Origin of the sequence: Streptomyces sp. NPDC006283 (genome assembly GCF_040613325.1) — a bacterium.
GTDB lineage: Bacteria > Actinomycetota > Actinomycetes > Streptomycetales > Streptomycetaceae > Streptomyces.
In genome coordinates this window covers 1-19,347 of sequence record NZ_JBEXRZ010000136.1, presented here as the reverse complement: position 1 = coordinate 19,347, position 19,347 = coordinate 1, and the positions used below count along the sequence as shown (strand labels likewise).

Sequence of the window (19,347 nt, the reverse complement as noted above, 5' to 3'; positions counted from 1 at the left end):
GGGGTGAACAACCACCCCAGCCCGTCCTGATCGGATAACGGTGGCGACTGGCGGCTTCTATGGGGTGTTGCTGTTCGGCTGGGCGGATCCCGGCCGGTTGGGTGTGGTGCCGGGCGTTCGGGGAGCTGCCACCGGGTGACCGGCGGCGGCGCGCGCCTCGCGGCGTGCCTGGCTGATCTGCGCCGTACGGGCCGTGTCCCGCGTCGCCTGCGCGACGGCGGAGGGCGTGGTCAGTCGTCCCGGCCGCTCCCGCTGCCGGACGCCGTAAGCCGCGAGCAGAACACCACGGTCCTGCGTCACCGCACGCCCCGGGGTGTCCACCGTCCGGGGCACCCGCGGGCCGTTCTCCTGCTCGTACACGGTCGGCACACCAGCACGAACAACCGCCCGCGCCACGGGGTTGGTCGTGTGGCGCTCCACCATCGTGCGGGCAGCGCCGGCCACCCGGGGACCGATGTACGGCACGCCGTGGAAAATCATCCGCAGCATGAGCACATCGGCCGCGAGCAGCAGCACCAGGTCCATGGCCACCGACCCCTTGAACAGCGCGACGAACGGGCTGAGCAGCAGGAGCGCGAACGGGGCGAACAGCAACCCCAGCAGCCGCATCGCCCACTTCTTGACCGCGGTCGTGTCGCCCCCGCGTGCCAGTGACGCCAGCACCAGCGGGGCCATGCACACGAACACGAGGATGCCGAGCTGGCGCGTCATGAACACCAGCGCGGCAACCGCGAGGGAAACCACCAGGCCGGAGACGACCAGCAGCACCGCCAGCGGGTCACCGACATCTGCTTCCAGGTCAGTACGGATGACCTGGAACAGGGTCGATTCGTTGCTGTCGAACGCTGCCGTGAACGCCTTGCTCACCGCCTGGTTCAACAGCATCACCGCCCCCGGGATGGCTCCCATGCCGGCGACGGCCGCCAAAGCCCAGCCGGTGGAGGCCCCCATCTGCTGGAGACGCGGCGCGCCCTGCCACGCGGTCAGGGCGCACACCACCACCACGCACACGAAGATGGCTACGGCGAGGTGCTGACCGAGCCACAGGAACGGCTGATATAGCGCACTGTCGGCCTGAGACGGCGCCCACGCCTTCTCAGGCGCCACCAGCCTCTCCAACTCTTTGATCAGTTGGTTGGCGAGGTCTATGACGTTGTCGGCGGCCCCGCCGGTCAGGCCACCTCCTGTGTCCGGCTCGGGAGGCCCATCTCCGTCAGGAGGGTCGCCTCCTTCGGTGCAGTACGCCCCGGCCGGGCCCTCGATCTCGTCGCACGGGTTGTCCTTCTCTGGCATGCGATCAGCCCTTCGGGGTCGGCGGGTTGGTCACGGTCGAGAACAGGGTGTCGCCGTACATCGCCAGGACGACGGCGACAAACAGGGTGCCGACGGCCATCGAGCCCTTACGCAACGCGCTCTTGGGGTCGTTGGACAGCTGGAGCAGCATGCGGACCGCGATGATGGCGATGACGGCGGCGATGCCCTTGGTGACCAGTCCGCCGCCGGTGAGGCCGATGGTGTCGAAGAAGTCCTTGAAGCCGGTGGACATGTCGACGGGGGCGGAGAGGGTGTTGAACTTGCGCATTCTCAGATCTCCTTGTTGACGGTGGATACGGGGCGGGCGACCGCGTAGAGGTCGGGCATCGTGTCCATGGGTGAATAGCGGACCTGTTTGCCGGGACGGGGGGCGTCGATCATCCAGCCGTTTCCGACGTAGATTCCGACGTGGTGAATGCTGGTGGCGCTGGAGCCGTAGAAAACGAGATCTCCCGGCCTGACCTGGCCCGGCTTAACCGGTTTGGCTGCCGCGTATTGTTGTGCAGCCGTACGCGGCAGATTGATACCGGCCTGTGCGTAGGCGTAGAGCGTGAGCCCGGAGCAGTCGAATCCGGTTACGGATGCGCCGGAACTTCCGTTGGGGGAGCAGCAGGTCCCCTTTGAGGGGCCGTTGGCGTTTCCTCCGCCCCACGAATAGGGCTTGCCGAGCATGGCTTTTGCTGCGTCGATAGCGGTACCGGCTTGTCCGGGCGTCGCAGACTTTCCGCCGCCAGAAGGCCCGGCGGCGGCAGCGCTAATGGTTTTGACGTAGTTCTGTGTTTCCTTGTACGGGGGGACACCCCCGTATTTGATGACGGCGCCGCTGCCGGCGTTGTAGGCGGCGAGCATGTTGTGCTGCTTGTTGCCGGGGACGTCTTTCACGTCGTCGGCAATGGTGCACAGGTAGTTCGCTGAGGACGGGATGGCGTCCTCGGGATCCCACACATCGCGTTTTCCGTCGCCGTTGCCGTCGACTCCATTGCTCTCCCACGTGGACGGCATGAACTGTGCGATTCCCTGCGCACCGACCGGCGACTTCGCTTTTGGATTGAAGCCGGATTCCTGTGTGAGAAGCACGGCGAGCAGGTTCGGGCTGACTTCGGGGCAGGTGTTTCCCGCCTCCTCGATCAGCTGCTTGTAGTCGGCGGGAACGGACAGGCTGAGCGCCGTCCCGACCGGATCGTCGCCGGCGGCTTGGACGAGAGCGGCCACGACGACGGCCGCGGTCGCTCCCACGCCTATCGTGACGGCTGCAGAGGCTCTCAACGCGCACAATCCTCTCTGTGGGATTTTTCGGTGTTTCTACAGGTCAGAACCGCCACCCATGACCGCCAGAGCACCGCCACCGGGATGGTGCTGACCGCCACCGTGTAGGGCTGGGTGGCGGTGGGGTGGCGGTGCCGGGTGGCGGTCACGAAGCGGACATCTGGGCGGCGGTGAGGTCGGCGAGGCGGTAGCCCCGCACACCCTTCGCGCCCTTGTCCGCTGGCACGCCGAGCAGTTTGGTCAGCTGCTTGCCGCGCTCCACCGGCTCGGTTTCCGTGATGCTGAGCGCCGGTGCCAGTTCGGCGGTGGGCATAAATTCCACGCCGTTCTTCCGCATCAGGTCGATAGCCTGCTTGAGCGGAGATGCCGGCGCCTCAGCAAGTGCCTTTTGCTGCCGGGCGTGAATCTCGTCAACAACTCCCCAAATGAAGTCGTCCGAGAAGTTGAAGCCTCGGATCAGCGTGGAGCGTCCGCCTGCGAAGAGGACGGCCTGACCCTTGATATCCGGGTCGAGGAGGGCCGGGTTGATCGGGGCGACCGTATCGAAGTACGTGTCACCGAGGGCGACCTTGGCGGTGCCCGACGATGCCACGTAAAGGCACATTCGGTACAGGAATTGATCCCGGACCATGACCGGGATGGCGTTCTGTGCGGGTCGCTGCGTCATCAGTACCGTGGAGATTCCGGATTCCAGGGACTTTGCGACCAGTGACCGTGTCTTTTCCGCGATCCGCCGCGCCCGCTCCTTTCCTTCCTTCGATTCGTCGTGGGCGAAGAAATCGGCAGCCTCGTCCACGATGAAAATCACCGGCTTGAATGCCGGTGCGGACTGCCGGTTCCGGATGGCGTCCTTGAGCTGCCCGTACCGTTTGTCCGAGCGGTCGTTCAGCTCGTCCACCATTTCCTCGAAGACGGCTGGGTCGTCGGACGACTCATAGCGGGTGGCGATCTTCTCGAACCTGGTCAGGCCGCAAAATTTTCCGTCGAGCAGGTAGAGCTCGAATTCGCCGTATGCGATCAGCAGGCAGGTAATGAGCCCGTTGACCAGCGTGGTTTTGCCCATCTGTGTCATACCGGCGACCAGCAGTGATGCCTTGTCGAATGTGGGCACGCCGGCGAGCTGGCCGGTGACGTCGTGGCCGAGCGGGATCCCGGCGAACGTCGCGATCTCCTGCCGGGCCGGGGCGGGAAACGGGTGGGTGAACGGGGGTTGGTGCATCTTCAGGAGCTTCACGCGGCGTTCGCTGTCGCGGCTGCGCTCCATCTTCATGTGCAGCCGGGTGACTCCGAACATCCCTGCCACGGTGCCGAGCCGCTTCTCGACGTCCTCATAGGTGCGCCCTTCGGGCATGAGGAAGTCGTAGAGCGAGCCCGTCTGCAGGTCGGTGACCGTGGCCTCATCCAGCCGGATGGCCTGGTCCCTGCCGATGGCCCCGGCTGTGGTGAGCGCCGCGGTCAGCTCCGGGTGCGCAGGGACGGCCTCCACGGCCGTCTCGGGCTCGTTGGCCGCTTGGGCGGGTGCTTCCTTCCGCAGGGCCACGGACACCTTGCCCTCGCCCGTACTGAGCCGTTCGCCCGTGCTGAGCCGCTTGAGGCCTGTGCGGATCTTCCAGGCGCCGTAGCCGAGTGCGACCAGCGCCCCGGCGGTGAGCAGCACGGTGGCCTGCCAGGACAGGCCGAGCTTGTCCTTGATGGCGGCGAGGACTCCGAATGCGATGGCGAGTCCGCCGATTGCGCCTGCTGCTTGCCCGTATGTGTCGTCGCCGGCCTGCTGTTTCTTGCCCACACCCCTTCCCTTCTGTGATCTTGAGCGCGCGAGCCTATGTCGAGCGCGTATTCGATTTCTTGGGGTTTTTGGGTGGTGCTCGCCGGGTCTGCTCTCCGGGTCTGCGAACGCCAGGGGTCCGCTCGCCGGGTCACTCACCGGGTCTGCACCGGTCGACTGCTGTGTGTCTGTTCCGGCAGTCGCAGCGAGGGCCAGCCCGCGGGGATGCGGGCTGGCCCTCACTGGTGGTGCCGGACGCTTGCTCAGGCGCCCGCGGCCTCCTCCTCGGTGTCGTCTTCGGACCCCTCGGATGCCTCGGTCTTGTCCTCGTTGGACATCAGCGCGCCCCACTCGTGGCGCACCCGCTCCTCGCTGCCGACGAACCCGGCCTCCCGGAAGCTCTTGACGGCCTGCCGGTAGGACATCGGCGGCTCCTTGGAGTAGCGCAGGTGCCGCAGGACGACACCGAGTTGAGCGCTACTCAGCTGCTCGCCCGGGACGGGCACCGGCACACCCGTCACGGCCGCGACCTCCTGAAGCGTGACGGTCTGTGCCGCCTGGCGTGACGCCTCGTCCTGCTCACCGGCGCTGGCCTGCGTGCCGGTGGTGTGACGGCCCTCGGCGTCCGTGCCGGATGCTGTGCCGGATCCGTCACGCGACGCGGGGCCAGGCAGCGCGAGCGCGCCGGGTGTCCACGTCTCCAGCTCGGGCAGCCGGATCGCCGCGACGGCGGCCGGCAGTGCCTTCTCCGTCACCGTCTTTGCGGTGGCCTCGGCCTGCTTGTGCAGGTCCTCGGTCATCGTCTGCTGGATCTTCAGCGTGGACAGGCGATAGGCCGTCTCCGCGTCGGCCACCTGCTTCTCCAGGTCGGTGGCCAGGCGCAGCACCTCGATCCGGTGGGAGGCCTCGGCCTCCATCGTCTCCAGTTTGTCGGCGACCGTCTGCCGCTTGTCGGCGAGGATCCGGCGCGTGGCCCTCGACACCGGTCGGCCGAGTGAGGGCAGCGCGATCCACCAGGCGGTCTTGGTTGCGACGATGGCGATCGGCGTGAGGACCACGGCGAGGTCGAAGGTGCCGGTGCCGTTGTGCAGGATCAGGTCCCATGTCGGGATGCCTGCGTTGACCGCGGTGAGCGCCAGCCCCGCGACCTGCACGCGCCGCGCACGCCGGTTGTTGTTGCCGGCCAGGATCTCGGTGGCCTGGAAGACGACCCACAGGGCGTCGAGGGCGCCGACGGTCGGCACCGCCCATGCCCCGAACTTGGGCTCGAGGATCTGGTAGCTGACGGCCATCGAGAGGACGGCCACGCCGAGGGTGACGATGCCGAGGATGGCGAGTACGAGCCCGCGCGGGGTGGGCTCCTTCCAGCTCTTGATCTTGTTCATGCCTCTCCTTGTCAGGGGCGGTTCTGCAGGTGGGTGAGGTAGGCGCCCTGGAGGCGTGCGAACGCCTCGTAGAGCTGGGCGCCGACCTCGCAGCGTGCGGTGCCAGTGCGGTCGGAGCTGGTGCAGCGTTCGCAGCCGCGGTCATGGCCGGCCAGGTCGCGGGCGGCCGTCTGATAGCGCCGATAAAGATCAGTGCTGCGCACCGGGTCAGAGCGCGTTCGGCTCGAGCGAGAAGAACACCGTGCTGCCGCCGGCGAGCTCGGGGTGCGCCTGGGCGACGTGGTCGACGACCGCCTCGTACGCCTCGGCGCGGGTGTAGCCCGCGGGCAGGGTGACGGTCTCGGAAAATGTGCCGAGCACCATCCCGCCGGGGCGGGGGACCTGGAGCGTGAGGATGTAGTGGTGCGTGCCGGACTCGGCGACGGAGGCCTGCGCGGGCGTGGTGGGCTGGGTGGTCATGAAAGAGGCTCCGATGCGGTCAAGGCCGGTGAGGGCCTGAGCGAAGCGAGGGGTGAAGGTCGGGGACGCGGTGGCCGGCTTCCCACGCGGCCGCGGCCGCCAACGCGGCGGCGGCGAGCAGGGTGCGGGTGGTGGGGTGGGCGAGTCCGCGGGTGGTGATGGCCCGGGCCGCGCTGGACTGGACGGCCCGCGCCATGCGTATCGCTGGCTGCATCTACTGCTTGCCGCCGCACTGGCACGGCTCGTGCCGCACCGTCTGGTAGGGCTTGCCGTCCGCGCCGATCTGGTTGATCACGACTAACCGCGGCGGGTGCCCACACGCGCTCATCGGATCGCCGCCTTTGCGTTCGCGCCGGCCGGGGCCGGGGCCGCCTGCCAGCACTTTCCCCGGCACAGCCACAATCCGCAGATCGCGCAGGCGTCGTTCATCTCGGGCCGGTGCAGGACCAGGACGGGCTGCCGCTCGTAGCCGGGGGCCATCTCCTGGAGCATGCGGCGGGCCCGCGACTCGTCGGGCACCCGGGCGTCGGCCTCCACAGCCATGCGGGCGAGCAGCTGCCCGAGCCGGCGGTTCGCCGCGGCCGGGCAGGTGCCGGCGTGCCAGCCCCCGCACGTCCCGCAGGCGTACTCCGGATTGGCGACCGCCACAGAGCGGGGGAGGAGGGTGGTGGTCATGCGACGGCCTCCCATCCCGCGCGAGCGCGGCGGGCGGTGCGGATCTGACGCACCTGCGCAGCGAGTTCGCGGACCTCGGCGTTCTGAGCGGTCTGCGCCCGGCCCTGGCCGCGGTGGCCGCCAGCCTTGTCCGGGTTCTTGATCGCGGCACGCCGCAGTTCGACGGTCAGCGCGTCGAGCCGGGCGCCCTCAGTGTCGCGGTCGGCGTCGACGGCGGTGTACAGCCGATCGGCCTGCAGCACACGCCTGGCGGCGAGTTCGGGGCCGGTCAGACCGCCGCGGACCATGTCGTCGACGTCGGCACGGCCGTCGCGGTCGCGGAGCGCGAGCTCCTCGCACGCGGCACGGACCGGGCAGACGGCGCACAGGCGCTGCGCGTCAGTGCGGCGGGCCTGCCAAGTGATCTGCGGCTCGTTGTCGGCGCGGAAGAACAGGTCCGGATCGGCGCCCGTGCACCCGGCGGCTGTGTCGACCGCGGCCTGGAGCACGGGCCGGCGTGCCTGCCGGGCCTGGGCGGATGTCATGCTGGGTCGCATGTGGGTCGTCCCTTTCTACAGAAGGTGACCTGCACAGACAGGCCCCGGGGTTGCGCCCCCGGGGCCTGTCGTGTTCGGGGCATCGGGCCTCTGCTGGCTACTACACGAGCAGCCACGGCCGCCCCCACCCCGTGTGGCGCGGGGTGGGAACCGCCGTGGTCGATCGTCTCGGTGTGCGGGTCAGGCGGCTGACGTGGCCGGGTTCCTCCGGGCGTAGCGCTTGCCCAGTTCGGCCTGTCGCTGGTCGTGCGCCTCCACATCCTGCGGCGCCAGCGGAAGCTGGGGGCCGCGGAACTCGGAGAGCGATCCCGAAGCACGTTCCGAACAGCAGTTGTTCGCCTTCTCGACCGCCTTGCCGCCGCGCTTGGCCCACTGCTCCTTGCGGACGGCCGGAGCCGTCTGCTTCCGTACGGTGCGCCGCTCCTGGCGCTCCACCTGCTCGCGGGCCTCGCGGCGGGCGGGCTCCTCCTGGAGGGCGAGGACGTAACGGCGGGCAAGGATGCCGCCGTCCGTGCAGTGCTGGCCGCCGACGCACCGCGTGCAACCCTTGCGGTGGGCGAGGTAGGACTGGCGGGCCGTCTCCAGCGTGACCTCCGCCTTGATCCGGGAGACCGGAGCGGCCGGTGCCGGGAGCGGCTTGTAGAACTGCTGGGCGGCGCGCCGATTCTCCTGCGGCATCGCGTCGCGCAGCAGCTGGTTCTGCCGGGCCTGCCAGCGCCGGACGTCAATGTCGATGACCACGAGCTGGTCGCTGCCGGTGCAAGTGACGTGCTTCTCGCCCTCCGCGACCTTGTCGGAGACGCAGTGCTCGCGAATCTTGAGGACCTTGTCGCCCATGATCCGACGCCAGGTGCGGCAGTCGGGGCAGGCGATCGACTTCGTCTCGCCAGGTCGAACGTTGAAGTCCTCCGGGGCCATGCTGCTGAGCTTGAGCGCCTCACGGCGGTTCGTGTTCTTGGTCCGGACGCGGCCGGGACGCTTACGAGGCATCGAATCCTCCTGACGTGGGATCGGGTGCGGGAGCTGCCTTCTCTGCCGCGCCAGGCCGGCCTTTCGGCAGGTTGGTCCCGGCGGACAGACAGCGCAGCAGCGCCGCTCGAGGTGGATCAGGTGGAGCTATTCGGTACAGGCGCCTAGGCCGGGGGAGCTCGGCTCACCCCACTGCCGCCGCCCCCGAAGAGGCGTTGACTCCTGCTGTTCTGCGGTGGCGCTTACTCAGTGCTCCCGGAAGATCACCAACGCGCTACATACATCAGGTTGCATCAGGCACCCTCACGTGTCAAGCGGTATAGTGAGGCACCCAGGGATGAAGGAGGCGAAGGCAAATGCCAGGGCCACCCCGAGCCGACAATCGGCCGCCGTACGCGCGCATCGCAGGCCACTACCGCGACCTGATCAGCTCCGGCGAGCTCTCGCCGGGCGACCTCCTGCCCAGCATCAAGACGCTCGCCACCGAGTGGGAGGTCAGCACAGCCACCGCGGACCGGGCCATGCGGCTGCTGCGCGAAGAGAAGCTCGTGCAGGGCATCCCGGGCGTCGGCACCGAGGTGGTGGAACGCCCCATCTCGCTGTCCTCCGGGTCGGAGCGCCACGACCGAAGCAGCAAGACGCAGTCGTCGTGGGGCGTCGGCGAAAAGTCGTCCGGCCACACCGCTGGCATCGTCGAGTCTCCCGAAGACGTCGCTCACGTGCTGGGCATTTCGCCTGGTGACGATGTGATTCGCCGCAGCCGTGTCTACCGGGACGATCATGGCATCGTCTCCCACTCAACCTCGTGGATCCCGGCTGAATTCGCCCAGGCCGTACCGGAGTTGGCCCGAAGCGAGCGACTCAAGGGCGGCCTCTCGTTGGACCTCATCGCTCGGGCCACGGGGCGCCACGTCGAAAAGCGCGTGGATGAGGAGACTGCTCGCATCGCGACGGAAAGCGACCTCGAGCTCCTGGAGCTGGAGGCCGAAACCGTCGCGGCGATTCTTGTGCTGACCGCGCGTTTCCTGGACGCCGACGGCGAGCTGCTGGAGTACGGCGTGGATCTGGGCGCCCCCGGCCGCACCCGACGGACCACCTCGGAGATCCTGCGGTGACCGAGCGGGACGGGCCCCTCCTGGATGACAGCCTCGTCAACTGCCTTGAGCGCCGCCTCGGTGTGCTCCTGTACGCCGAGCGCACCGACACCCTGACCCTGGAAGGACGATTCGAGATCAACCGCATCTCCGAAGCCCTGGCCGGCCGACCGGGGCCTGCGCCGCGCGCCATCCTGATGACCGGAATGCCGGGCGCTGGCAAGACGACTCTGGCCCGCGCCCTTGAGCAGGCTGGGATGGTGCGCCTCTGCCCTGATGAGGAGATGTTCCGCCGCTACGGCCACTACGGCCGCGACTTCCCGCGCGGCCAGTTCCGCGTTCGGGAAGCCCCCGTTCTCAAGGACATCGCTCTGGAGCTCCAGGAGCTCCTGGCGGCCGGACGGGACGTCGTAGTCGACCACGGATTCTGGACCTCGGAGGAGCGCGGCCAGTGGGCGGCGACCGTGATGGAGGTCGGCGGCGTTCCGGTCCTGGTTTACCTGCCGGTTCCGCACGAGGTGCGCTGGGATCGGATCCGAGAGCGCAACGCGAAGTCGCTGGTCGACGCGAACAGCATCGAGTTCAGCGAGGAAGACCTGCTCAGGTTCGCGGGCCGCTTCCACCCACCGACGGATGCTGAGCCGCACATCGTCTACGACGGCGCCCCGGAGCACGTGCTGGCGGAGCTGCGCCGTACACGCCGTTCTACGGATAGCCGTCGACATTGACTCCCATCTCCCACTCGTCGCATCAGCGCTCGTTAACCGTCTTGTGGAGGCCATCACACTCGCGGGAGCCGGATCGCAACATCACAGCGCCTTGTCGAAGCTCATGCGTATCGACGTTCACGGGCTTTCAACATCTACGTACACACGGGTTTTGGGGCCCTCGCCCTAGGCTCGCGGCCATGACGATGACGGAGGGGCAGAGGGTGGGGAAGCAGCGAGCAGGATGGCAGCCCGACCGGCTGCGCGAGCAGCGGGAGGCACACGGCTTGACCCTTGAGAAGGCCGGCGAGCGCCTCCGCGAGGTTGCCGAGCGGGCCAAGCTGAAGGGCATCCCGGCCGCGAATCCACAGACCTTGTGGCAGCACGAGCAGGGCGAGGTCTATCCGGGTCCGCACTATCGGCGCGCCTACTGCCTCCTCTACCGAGCCACCGAGCCTGACCTCGGCTTCCGGACTGCCCTGCCGGGTGAGGAGACATCCTTCAAACTCACGCCGATGGACGACCGCCTCAACGGCGCGCACGTCCTGGCCGTTGAGCGGGCGATTCACCGCATCGCCTCGGGCTCAGGCGAAGCCGACCACTTCGACTTGCAGCAGCGCATCATCGACGCGTGGAAGCGTCGGCACACGGGCGGCGACCCCCACCGCCCTGTGCTCATCCTGGTCGGCGGATTCGCTGGCAGCGGGAAGACCGAGCTCGCCCGCTTCTTCGTTCAGCTCACCGGCTGGCCACTGCTCGACAAGGACCCGCTCACCCGCCCGCTCGTGGAACGCCTCCTGACCGCGCTGGGCGGCGACGCGAATGACAGGCACACCGATCTCTACCGGGCGAAGGTCCGACCGGTGGAATACGACTGTTTGATGCAGTCGGCCATGGCCAACATCAAGTGCGGCATCTCCACGGTGTTGACCGCGCCGTTCATCGCGGAGATGACCGACCCGGCCTGGATGCAGCGCCTGGCCAACCGCGCGGGCTCGATGGGTGTCGACGTCTTCCCAGTGTGGGTTCGCTGCGACGAGGAGTCGATGCGCGAGTACATCGGATTCCGCTCCGCAGCCCGCGACGCGTGGAAGCTCCAGCGGTGGGACGAATACATGGCCACCATCGACCTTGACCTGCGCCCAGCAATGCCGCACCTGGTCGTCGACAACCGACTGGGGACCGCGGTGACACTCGCGGACCAGGCCCGGCAGGCGATGGGGGCGATGTACGCGTGAACCCGAAGCAGGGCGTGATCCTGTACGGCCCGCCGGCGTCGGGCAAGGACACCGTCACCACCGCGCTCACCGAGCTGAACTCGAAGTACGCGCAGTTCCCGCGGCTCAAGGTCGGGACGGGCAAGTCTGCCGGCTACCGGATGGGCACAGCTGAGCAGCTGGACGAGCTGGAGGCCGCGGGCGATGTTGTCTACGCGAACGCGCGGTACGGCAACACGTACGTGATCGACCGTCCGGGCCTGGACACCGCGTTCGCGGCCGGGATGCCTGTGGTGCACGTCGGGCAGATCGACGGCATCCGCGCTCTGGTCGACGGCTACCCGGCCGACTGGGTAGTTGTGCTGCTGTGGTGCACGCGCGAGGTGACCGCAAAGCGGTCCGAGGGCCGGGGCGACGCTGACACCACGGCGCGCCTGACGGCGTGGGACGCGACCCGCCAGGACCTGGACGCTCACCCGGACATGCTCTGGGACCTGTCCGTAGACACCACGGCGGGGACCCCGCAGGACGGGGCGCGGCTCATCGACCAGCTGCTGACGCAGCGGACGGGAGTGGCGACGGCATGAGCGCGGGCTACGGCTGGGCGAGGCGGTCAAGGGCGTCGGTGAGCGTGAGCTCGCTGTCGTCCTTGACGTCGTGCCACCGTGCCAGCGTGGACGCGGCCGCGCGCAGCATTTCCGGCGGAAGGCCGGCGGCCGCGAGCGCGTCGGCGGCCTCCTCCAACTCCGGGCCCCACCGCCAAGCGCGGGCCGCCGTCTTGGCCACGTACTCGGGCTCGGACAGGTACGAGCCGGTGCGCCGTGAGGCAACCTCGATGAGCTCCTGGTCGACGCCGTGGCCACGCGCCATCCCGACCGCGAGCGCCACCAGCACGCGCGACGTCTTCTGGAACGACGCGTACGCCAGCTTCAACGCGGAAGCCTTCCCGACCTCCGTGCCCAGCACCGCCGACTGGACGGCGGTGCTCGCGAAGAGGGTCTCGATGCGCTCAGTCGCGGCGGCTGGGCCGGACAGGTACAGGGTGGGCGTCTTGCCGCGCACCGGCGGGGAGCCTACGACACCGCCGTCCACGACCGTCGCGTCGGGTTCGAGCAGCGCGGTGATCCGCTGCGCCCGCTCAGGGTTGATGGCGTTCGCTTCCACGTACAGCCCGTCGAAGCGGTGCCCGGCGATGTCGCGGGCCAGGTCCTCGGCGGCCGCTGGCGGGCAGAGGCTGATGACGATGTCGCTGCGATTCAGCAGTTCGGACAGCGTGGTCACGGGTGTCAGGCCGAACTGGGCGGCGCGCGCCGCGGATTCGGGGCTGCGCTCGGCCTCGCACCACAGGACCGCTGTCGCGTTGGTCGCGGCGCAGGCGGCGACGGCGGCACCCATGCTGCCGGGGTGGAGGATGCCGACGGTCGGCTTGCCCACAGTGTTACTCCGTCTCGTTGAGCAGGATGCCGATGGCGTCGGTGACGTCGTCGACGGCGTGATGCGCGGCGAGAAGGCCGTCCGGCCAAGGGCGGCCTCGCAGCCAGATGGTGCCCAGGCCGGCTTGGTGGCCGCCGCCAATGTCCCCGGCCGGGTTGTCGCCGACCATCCAGCCGCCGTTCACGAGGCTCACGCCACAGCGGGACGCTGCGAGTTCGAACAGGCGCAGGTCCGGCTTGCGGATCTCCAGGTCGCCCGAGACCGCAACGCCGTGGACCAGGCCAGCGAGACCGGTCGCGGCGAGTTTGGCGCGCTGGATGTCGCTGGCCCCGTTGGTGACGATGCCGATCGTCCACGCGGCCGCACGAAGGCGAGCCAGGCCCTCGAGGACCTCGGGACGGCAGCTGACGGCGGCCGACATGAGGTCGACGTACTCCTGCCACAGTTGCGCGGCGGGCACCCCCAGGCCGAAGGCTTCCCGCAGCCGGGCGAAGTCAGCGGCATTCGCGCGATCGGCGAGCTCGGTGCGCAGCCACTGTTCGGCGTCCGGAGCGAGGGCGTGGGCCCGGCACAGGCTGGTCACGGCGTCGCTGAGCGCCGACTGCCGGTCGGCCAGGGTGCCGTCCAGATCGAAGAGGACGAGTCGGGGCATGGAGCCGAAACTATCCTCCGCAACCTGTGTGCAGATCACCGGTTATGCAACACGCCGTCAAACGGCAGCCGTCGGAGTAGCTTTCGTGTAGCTTTTAGCTCTGATCATCGAGACGAGAGGGCGGACGTGACAGCATCATCCGACGCAGCGGTCGACGTTCTACTCGCCCAGGCTGCGAGTCTTCCCGAGCCAGCCGTAAGAGCCAGGCTCCGTCAGGCAGGTTCACTGACGCAGGCCGAGGTCGCCGAGGCGATCGGGGTTCATCGCATCCAGGTCGTGCGATGGGAGTGCGGCCAGGCTGAGCCACGCAACCCGAAGCGACGCGCCTACGCTCGCCTGCTTGACGGGCTCGCGCAGCGCTACCCGCATGCCCTCACAAAAGAGGACACTCAATGATCTCGCCGTAGAAATGCGAAGCGGCTCCGTCGCCACAACGGAGCCGCTTCCTAGCAATCGACTCCAGCCCACTACAGCTTCCGAGTCGCGTCCGGTGAGGTGACCTCGCCGGGGTGAATCCCGTGGACCGTAAGGTCCGCATTGGGTCACCTGTACCCAGGATAAGCGTCCCATCTCGCGGAACGCCACCATCCGGGCACCTGTCAGGTCACACGCCGCCGGCGCGACTCCCCGCCCAGGGGAGATACGACCCTTATGCACCGCCCGCGCCACCCGCGCCGCCGCCCGTCGGCCGCGCCTGTTGCGACATTCTTCGGCTCGACTGTCACACGCGCGCCGCTGGCCGCACATGTGGCAGGCGTGAAGCCCACTGCTGGCAACGCCGCTCCTGCCACCTGCCACCTGCACCAAACCGTGCGAAATCTATCCACAGGTGATCCGGGCCAGGTTGCTCGGATGCGTACCGATCTTTTCGCCTTGGCATGTCGCACGGAGGCCTTCGCCGACCCCTCGACGCGCATGGCATCAACCCATGCGCACATGCCACCCGTCCCGACGGCCCCTTCGCCCGCGACGACCCGCGCGCTGGAGGTGGCCCGGTGATCCAGCACTTGAACTTGGTGTTCAGCGCTGGCGGGCTGAGCGTGGGTGAGGGCGCGTTTTTGATGGCGTGCGCGAACCACACTGATGCCAAGGGCTATGTGATCGCGCACATGCAGCAGATCGCGGACGAGGCGCACATGTCGCTGCGGTCCGCGCAGGACCAGAAGAAGCGGCTCATCGAGCGGAACCTGCTTCGGACGTCGGAGCGGTTCAGCCCGAAGAACGGGGCGCAGATCGCCAACCTGTTCCGCATCAACGTGGACCTGCTGGCGAGCATGAAGCGTGCGCGGACCGACTACGGGCCGACGTTTGTTGAAGATCTTACTTTCGATGCCCCTCCGGAAAACCCCAGCTCAGACCCCCATGCAGATCTCGCACCCCCTCCTGCGAGATCTGCACCCCCCCATGCAGATCTCGCACCCCCTCCTGCGAAATCTGCGGGGGGTGGGGGTGCGGAATCTGCACCCCTTCTCCTTCCTTCTTCTTCTCCCTCTTCTCTCTCTCCCATCCCGGACGACGCTGAGATGCTGGCGGGCTCGTCACCGGACGGACGAGAGAGAGAAGCGGCTGCGCCGGAAAACGACGCCGCGGCACCGGCTGCCGTTGCCGGGACTGCCGAGCGGGTCGCGGACGCCTGGGCCACCGGCCTGAAGGCGGGCGGCCGGCCGCCGATGCCGAGGCGCGCGCAGGCCGTCGGTGACGAAGCGGCCCGGCTGCTGACGGCGGGTCACTCGCTCGAGCATCTGTGCCGGGTGGCGGAATGGATGGGCCGGGCCAAACCGACGTGGCGGATCCTCGAGGACGCACTGACGTGGCCCGAGGCACCGCAGCCGAAAGCCGTGGCCTCCAGCGGCGGCCGCAGCGGCATGCGGAGGCAGGATGCGATTGCCGCATGCGGGGTGTGCGACGCGTACGGGCAGATCGAGCGGGACGGCCGGGTCCGGATGTGCCGCCACGACGGCGAAGCGGTGCAGGAACCCGCTGCGGTGCCGCAGGAGCCCACGGTTCCGTCCCCGGTGGAGGGAAATCTTGGGGATCTGCTGCGTGCGATGCATCAGCCCGCGATCTGAGCACACGCAAGAGCGGCGCCCGGATTCCTTGCCCGGGCCCCGGGCGCCGCACGACCTCACGGAGAGATCACTTATGACTCTAGTCCCGCAGCAGCACAGCCGGGCCAGCGACAAAGACGGCGAAGATCCCGGGTTTCTGCGGGTGCCGCCGCAGGCGCTGGAAGCCGAGCGGTCGGTGCTGGGCAGCATGATGCTGTCGAAGCAGGCCGCGATCGACTGCCAGGACACTCTCGCCCCGGAGGACTATTACCGGCCCGCCCACCAAACCATCCACCGCGCCATCCTCGACCTGCACGCCAAGGGCGAGCCGTGCGACCCGATCCAGCTCACCGCCGAGCTCACCCGCCGCGGCGACCTCGAACGCGTCGGCGGCGCCCCCTACATCCACGACCTGGTCCAGGCCGTCGACACCCCCGCCAACGGCGAGTACCACGCGCGGATCGTGCGGGAGAAGGCTGTCCTGCGGCGCCTGGTCGAAGCCGGTGTCACCATCACCCAGTCCGGCTACGACGGCCAGGGCGACGTCGACGACCTCGTCGCCGCCGCCGCAGCCCAGATCGCCACCGTGGTCGAGGGCACCGGAAAGGACGACGACTTCCTGACCCCGAACCAGACCATGGAAGGCACCCTCGACCTGATCGACAAGGGCAAGAACGGCGGCATGACCGGTCTGTCGACCGGCTTCATCGACCTCGACTCCCTCACCAGCGGTCTCCAGCCCGGACAGATGATCGTCGTCGCGGGCCGGCCCGGTATGGGCAAGTCCACCTTCGCCATGGACATCGTCCGCGCCTGCGCCATCAAGCAGAACGTGCCCGCCGCCTTCATCTCCCTGGAGATGGGCATCGACGAGCTCAACATGCGTCTGCTGTCCGCCGAATCCCGCGTCGCCCTGCACCACCTGCGCTCCGGAACCGCCACCGACGACGACTGGGCCCGCATGGCCCGCACCCTGCCCCGGATCACCGAAGCCCAGCTCTACATCAACGAGTCCGCCACCAACTTCGCCACCATCCAGGCAAAGCTGCGCCGCCTGAAGTCCCGCTGCCCCGGCCTCGGCCTGGTCGTCATCGACTACCTGCAACTGATCACCCTCGGCGGCCGCCGGCCCGACTCCCGCGAACGCGAAGTCTCCGAGATCAGCACCGGCATCAAGCGCCTCGCCAAAGAGCTCCAGCTGCCCATCATCGCCCTCGCCCAGCTCAACCGCGGCCCCGAGATGCGCGCGGACAAACGCCCGACCAAGGCAGACCTGCGCGAGTCCGGATCCCTGGAACAGGACGCGGACATCGTCGCCCTGCTCTACCGCGACGACGCCTACGAAAAGGAATCCCCCCGAGCCGGCGAAGTCGACCTCATCATCGACAAACACCGCAACGGGCCCACCGCCACGATCACCATGGCGGCTCAACTGCACTACAGCCGCTTCGTGGACATGGCCCAGACCTGAGACACCCCGGACGCGATCAACAGCCCCGAGAACGGACCAGAACGCACACGTCGCCGATCCTCAGCCTCTCCCAGGCCACACCCGGCATCCCTGGGTCTTTCGATCCTACGAGTGACCGAAACCAACCCACCTACAACGTAAGGAGCCCCCTGTGGGCCTCATCGGCGACAGCCTCGAGCGCGCCGGCGCCGCGGTGTTCACCCGCCCGATCCCGAAAACCGCCCGCGCCCAAATCCGGTTCCTGGTCAAGACGGAGAAGGGATCCACCCGTCAGGTCGCGGCCCGCCTCGGCGTCTCGCAGCGCACCGTGGAGCGCTACCTGAAGGGCCAGTTCAAGCGTCCGCGGCCCGAGCTCGCTGCCCGCCTCGCGGGTGAGGTGCGCAAGGACTGGCAGCCCCGCGTGCGGGAGCGCGCGAAGAAGCAGGCGGCGACGTCGACCGGCATCGTGATCGAGACCCGTGCCCGGTTCGGTTTCACCGCCGCACCTGGCACGACGGACGATGCCCGGATCCGGCGGGTCACCCAGCAGCTGCCGCCCCAGTGCGCGGCCCGTCTCTTCGACGCCCAGGCCGCCGGCGCCGGCGAACGCGAGCTGCAACAGATCGCCGCCGAAGGCCTGCAGGACGTGTACTTCACCGACCGCGGCCGCCGTGCCGCGGGACTGCAGGTGGAGTTCACTGACATCGACTACATCGAGCTCAACTACTAAGTTCCAGAACGGAGGTTCGGATTTTGAGGTTACGAGAAACGATCGAAAGCCCGCGAATACCGGACTGTGCGCCCCGGTACTCCCGTGACAGCGGCATCGTTAGGCAGCACACGGCCGCCCCCGGCGGCGTGACCGCGTGCACGGCAGCAGGAGGAGATCGGTGAGCGACCGCAGCGCCATCGAATGGACCGAGGCGACCTGGATCCCCACCACCGGCTGCGACCGCGTCTCCTCGGGCTGCGACAACTGCTACGCCCTCACGCTGGCGAAACGCCTCAAGGCGATGGGTGCGGCGAAGTACCAGAACGACGGTGACCCCCGTACCTCCGGCCCCGGCTTCGATGTCACCCTGCACCCGGACGCCCTGGACGTGCCGTACGGCTGGAAGAGCCCACGGGTGGTGTTCGTGAACTCCATGTCCGACCTGTTCCACGCCCGCGTGCCGCTCGACTTCGTCCGCCAGGTTTTTCAGGTCATGGCCGACACTCCGCAGCACACCTACCAGGTCCTCACCAAGCGAGCCCGGCTCCTGCGCCAGGTCGCTCCGAAGCTCGAGTGGCCGGCCAACCTCTGGATGGGCGTCTCGGTCGAAACCGTGGACGAGCTGCCCCGTGTCGACGACCTGCGCGGCGTCCCGGCGGCCGTGCGGTTCCTGTCCTGCGAGCCGCTGCTCGGCTCGCTGCCCGGCCTGAACCTGGACGGCATCCACTGGGTTATCGCCGGCGGCGAATCCGGTCCCCGCCACCGCCCTTTGGACGAAGCCTGGGTCACCGAGATCCGCGACACCTGCCAGGACGCCGGTGTGGCGTTCTTCTTCAAACAGTGGGGCGGGCCGCACCCCGAAGGCCGGCGGCCGGACCCTCGAGGGACGCACTTGGGACCAGATGCCTCTGGCGGCCGTGGCTGCTTGACGGGCACGCTGTGTGGCCGGGCAGCTTCGTTGCCCGGCCACACAGCCACGGTCAGGCCGCGAGGTTCTTGGGGTGGAGCGTGATGTCCCTGGTCTTCTTCACACCCACTCCGTTGCTCGGCGTTCTGCCCTGCTGATGCAAGAGGCGTACCGGCCCTGGAGTCCTAGCTCGGACCCCAGGGAGCAAGTCACCGGTCAGTAGGTTCTTCTGGTCACTCGCCGAGGGTGTTGACGCGGCTCGCGTACTCGCGGCGGGCCTTGCGCTGGGCCGGGACGGCCGCGGTGCCGTCGAGGGGCTGGCAGCGGTCGAGGAGTTGGCGGTGGACTGCGGGTACGGCGGTGACGCGCAGGGTGTAGCCCGTGCCGCGTCGTACGGCCTGGCCCTCGTCGAGCGCGGCCCGCTCGGCGTCGTCCAGCTCGGCGGTGAGGAGGAAGTCGGCGACCTTGCCCGGCATGTCGAGGACGACCGGCAGTTCCTGGGCCAGGGCAACTTCGTCGGCGACGCGCTCGGGCAGCAGATCGGCGACGGCGGTGCGCACGGCGCCGCGACTGACACTGTGCTCGCGGGCCAAGGCGGCGATGGACTGGCCCTCCAGGTAGGCGGTGCGCACGTCGGCGATCGTCTCGCCCGCGAGGGCGGGGGGGGGTGTCTCTATGTCCTTCGTCAAGGACGTGGTGCCTGGTATGCGGGTGTTTGCGATAGTCATGCGGCGAGGGTGACGGTGGGGGTTCTGGA

At 68.6% G+C, this 19,347-nt stretch carries 23 protein-coding genes; 9 read left to right on the top strand and 14 right to left on the bottom strand.

Annotation, left to right across the window (positions count from 1 at the left end):
• Window positions 1-57: 57 nt before the first annotated feature.
• From ABZ070_RS24735 to ABZ070_RS24685, 11 genes are all read right to left on the bottom strand, one after another.
• Window positions 58-1,293, bottom strand: coding sequence for a hypothetical protein (locus tag ABZ070_RS24735; protein ID WP_356637406.1), 1,236 nt, complete (start codon window positions 1,291-1,293; stop codon window positions 58-60).
• 4 nt (window positions 1,294-1,297) lie between these two features.
• Complete coding sequence (locus ABZ070_RS24730) at window positions 1,298-1,582, bottom strand: hypothetical protein (RefSeq protein ID WP_356637404.1); 285 nt, start codon at window positions 1,580-1,582, stop codon at window positions 1,298-1,300.
• 2 nt (window positions 1,583-1,584) lie between these two features.
• Window positions 1,585-2,550: a bifunctional lytic transglycosylase/C40 family peptidase gene (locus ABZ070_RS24725; protein ID WP_356637402.1), complete on the bottom strand. Its 966-nt coding sequence runs from the start codon at window positions 2,548-2,550 to the stop codon at window positions 1,585-1,587.
• Window positions 2,551-2,725: 175 nt separating this feature from the next.
• Entirely contained in the window at window positions 2,726-4,366 is a 1,641-nt protein-coding gene (locus tag ABZ070_RS24720; protein WP_356637400.1) for an FtsK/SpoIIIE domain-containing protein, read from the bottom strand.
• A gap of 242 nt (window positions 4,367-4,608) precedes the next feature.
• On the bottom strand, window positions 4,609-5,730 hold the full coding sequence (locus ABZ070_RS24715) for a hypothetical protein (RefSeq protein WP_356637399.1): 1,122 nt from the start codon (window positions 5,728-5,730) through the stop codon (window positions 4,609-4,611).
• 11 nt (window positions 5,731-5,741) lie between these two features.
• Entirely contained in the window at window positions 5,742-5,933 is a 192-nt protein-coding gene (locus tag ABZ070_RS24710) for a hypothetical protein (RefSeq protein WP_356637397.1), read from the bottom strand.
• Window positions 5,934-5,937: 4 nt separating this feature from the next.
• On the bottom strand, window positions 5,938-6,189 hold the full coding sequence (locus ABZ070_RS24705) for a hypothetical protein (protein ID WP_356637395.1): 252 nt from the start codon (window positions 6,187-6,189) through the stop codon (window positions 5,938-5,940).
• A 19-nt stretch (window positions 6,190-6,208) separates the two neighbouring features.
• Window positions 6,209-6,403, bottom strand: a complete 195-nt coding sequence (locus ABZ070_RS24700; protein ID WP_356637392.1) for a hypothetical protein — start codon at window positions 6,401-6,403, stop codon at window positions 6,209-6,211.
• 110 nt (window positions 6,404-6,513) lie between these two features.
• Entirely contained in the window at window positions 6,514-6,864 is a 351-nt protein-coding gene (locus ABZ070_RS24695; RefSeq protein ID WP_356637390.1) for a hypothetical protein, read from the bottom strand.
• Entirely contained in the window at window positions 6,861-7,388 is a 528-nt protein-coding gene (locus tag ABZ070_RS24690) for a WhiB family transcriptional regulator (protein WP_356637388.1), read from the bottom strand. The genes ABZ070_RS24695 and ABZ070_RS24690 overlap by 4 nt, the downstream gene beginning before the upstream one ends.
• 192 nt (window positions 7,389-7,580) lie before the next feature.
• Complete coding sequence (locus ABZ070_RS24685; protein WP_356637386.1) at window positions 7,581-8,390, bottom strand: hypothetical protein; 810 nt, start codon at window positions 8,388-8,390, stop codon at window positions 7,581-7,583.
• A gap of 335 nt (window positions 8,391-8,725) precedes the next feature.
• Between ABZ070_RS24685 and ABZ070_RS24680 the strand changes: the two genes are divergently transcribed.
• From ABZ070_RS24680 to ABZ070_RS24665, 4 genes are all read left to right on the top strand, one after another.
• Window positions 8,726-9,484, top strand: coding sequence for a GntR family transcriptional regulator (locus ABZ070_RS24680; protein WP_356637384.1), 759 nt, complete (start codon window positions 8,726-8,728; stop codon window positions 9,482-9,484).
• The gene (locus ABZ070_RS24675) at window positions 9,481-10,191 is read left to right on the top strand and encodes an AAA family ATPase (RefSeq protein WP_356637382.1); all 711 of its coding nucleotides are present in this window, start codon (window positions 9,481-9,483) and stop codon (window positions 10,189-10,191) included. The genes ABZ070_RS24680 and ABZ070_RS24675 overlap by 4 nt, the downstream gene beginning before the upstream one ends.
• Window positions 10,192-10,370: 179 nt before the next feature.
• Entirely contained in the window at window positions 10,371-11,408 is a 1,038-nt protein-coding gene (locus ABZ070_RS24670) for an AAA family ATPase (RefSeq protein ID WP_356637380.1), read from the top strand.
• Window positions 11,405-11,974: a guanylate kinase gene (locus ABZ070_RS24665; RefSeq protein WP_356637378.1), complete on the top strand. Its 570-nt coding sequence runs from the start codon at window positions 11,405-11,407 to the stop codon at window positions 11,972-11,974. Before ABZ070_RS24670 ends, ABZ070_RS24665 begins: the two co-directional genes overlap by 4 nt.
• A 7-nt stretch (window positions 11,975-11,981) precedes the next feature.
• Here ABZ070_RS24665 and ABZ070_RS24660 read toward each other — a convergent pair whose 3' ends face one another.
• Complete coding sequence (locus tag ABZ070_RS24660) at window positions 11,982-12,821, bottom strand: DUF1932 domain-containing protein (protein WP_356637376.1); 840 nt, start codon at window positions 12,819-12,821, stop codon at window positions 11,982-11,984.
• Between the two features lie 4 nt (window positions 12,822-12,825).
• Complete coding sequence (locus ABZ070_RS24655) at window positions 12,826-13,473, bottom strand: HAD family hydrolase (RefSeq protein ID WP_356637374.1); 648 nt, start codon at window positions 13,471-13,473, stop codon at window positions 12,826-12,828.
• Between ABZ070_RS24655 and ABZ070_RS24650 the strand changes: the two genes are divergently transcribed.
• The 5 genes from ABZ070_RS24650 to ABZ070_RS24630 all read left to right on the top strand — a co-directional run bounded on the left by ABZ070_RS24650 (window position 13,381) and on the right by ABZ070_RS24630 (window position 18,695).
• A complete protein-coding gene (locus ABZ070_RS24650; RefSeq protein ID WP_356637372.1) occupies window positions 13,381-13,869 on the top strand; it encodes a helix-turn-helix transcriptional regulator in 489 nt (162 codons plus the stop codon). The genes ABZ070_RS24655 and ABZ070_RS24650 overlap by 93 nt on opposite strands.
• 599 nt (window positions 13,870-14,468) lie before the next feature.
• Window positions 14,469-15,542 carry a hypothetical protein gene (locus tag ABZ070_RS24645; protein WP_356637370.1) on the top strand — a complete coding sequence of 358 codons (1,074 nt, stop codon included), beginning with the start codon at window positions 14,469-14,471 and terminating at the stop codon, window positions 15,540-15,542.
• Between the two features lie 73 nt (window positions 15,543-15,615).
• Window positions 15,616-16,992: a replicative DNA helicase gene (gene dnaB / locus ABZ070_RS24640; protein ID WP_356637368.1), complete on the top strand. Its 1,377-nt coding sequence runs from the start codon at window positions 15,616-15,618 to the stop codon at window positions 16,990-16,992.
• Window positions 16,993-17,143: 151 nt separating this feature from the next.
• Window positions 17,144-17,701, top strand: coding sequence for a helix-turn-helix transcriptional regulator (locus ABZ070_RS24635; protein ID WP_356637366.1), 558 nt, complete (start codon window positions 17,144-17,146; stop codon window positions 17,699-17,701).
• Window positions 17,702-17,861: 160 nt separating this feature from the next.
• Complete coding sequence (locus tag ABZ070_RS24630; protein ID WP_356637364.1) at window positions 17,862-18,695, top strand: phage Gp37/Gp68 family protein; 834 nt, start codon at window positions 17,862-17,864, stop codon at window positions 18,693-18,695.
• Between the two features lie 128 nt (window positions 18,696-18,823).
• Here the strand turns inward: ABZ070_RS24630 and ABZ070_RS24625 are convergent, their stop codons facing one another.
• On the bottom strand, window positions 18,824-19,318 hold the full coding sequence (locus ABZ070_RS24625) for a resolvase (protein WP_356637362.1): 495 nt from the start codon (window positions 19,316-19,318) through the stop codon (window positions 18,824-18,826).
• Window positions 19,319-19,347 lie beyond the last annotated feature (29 nt).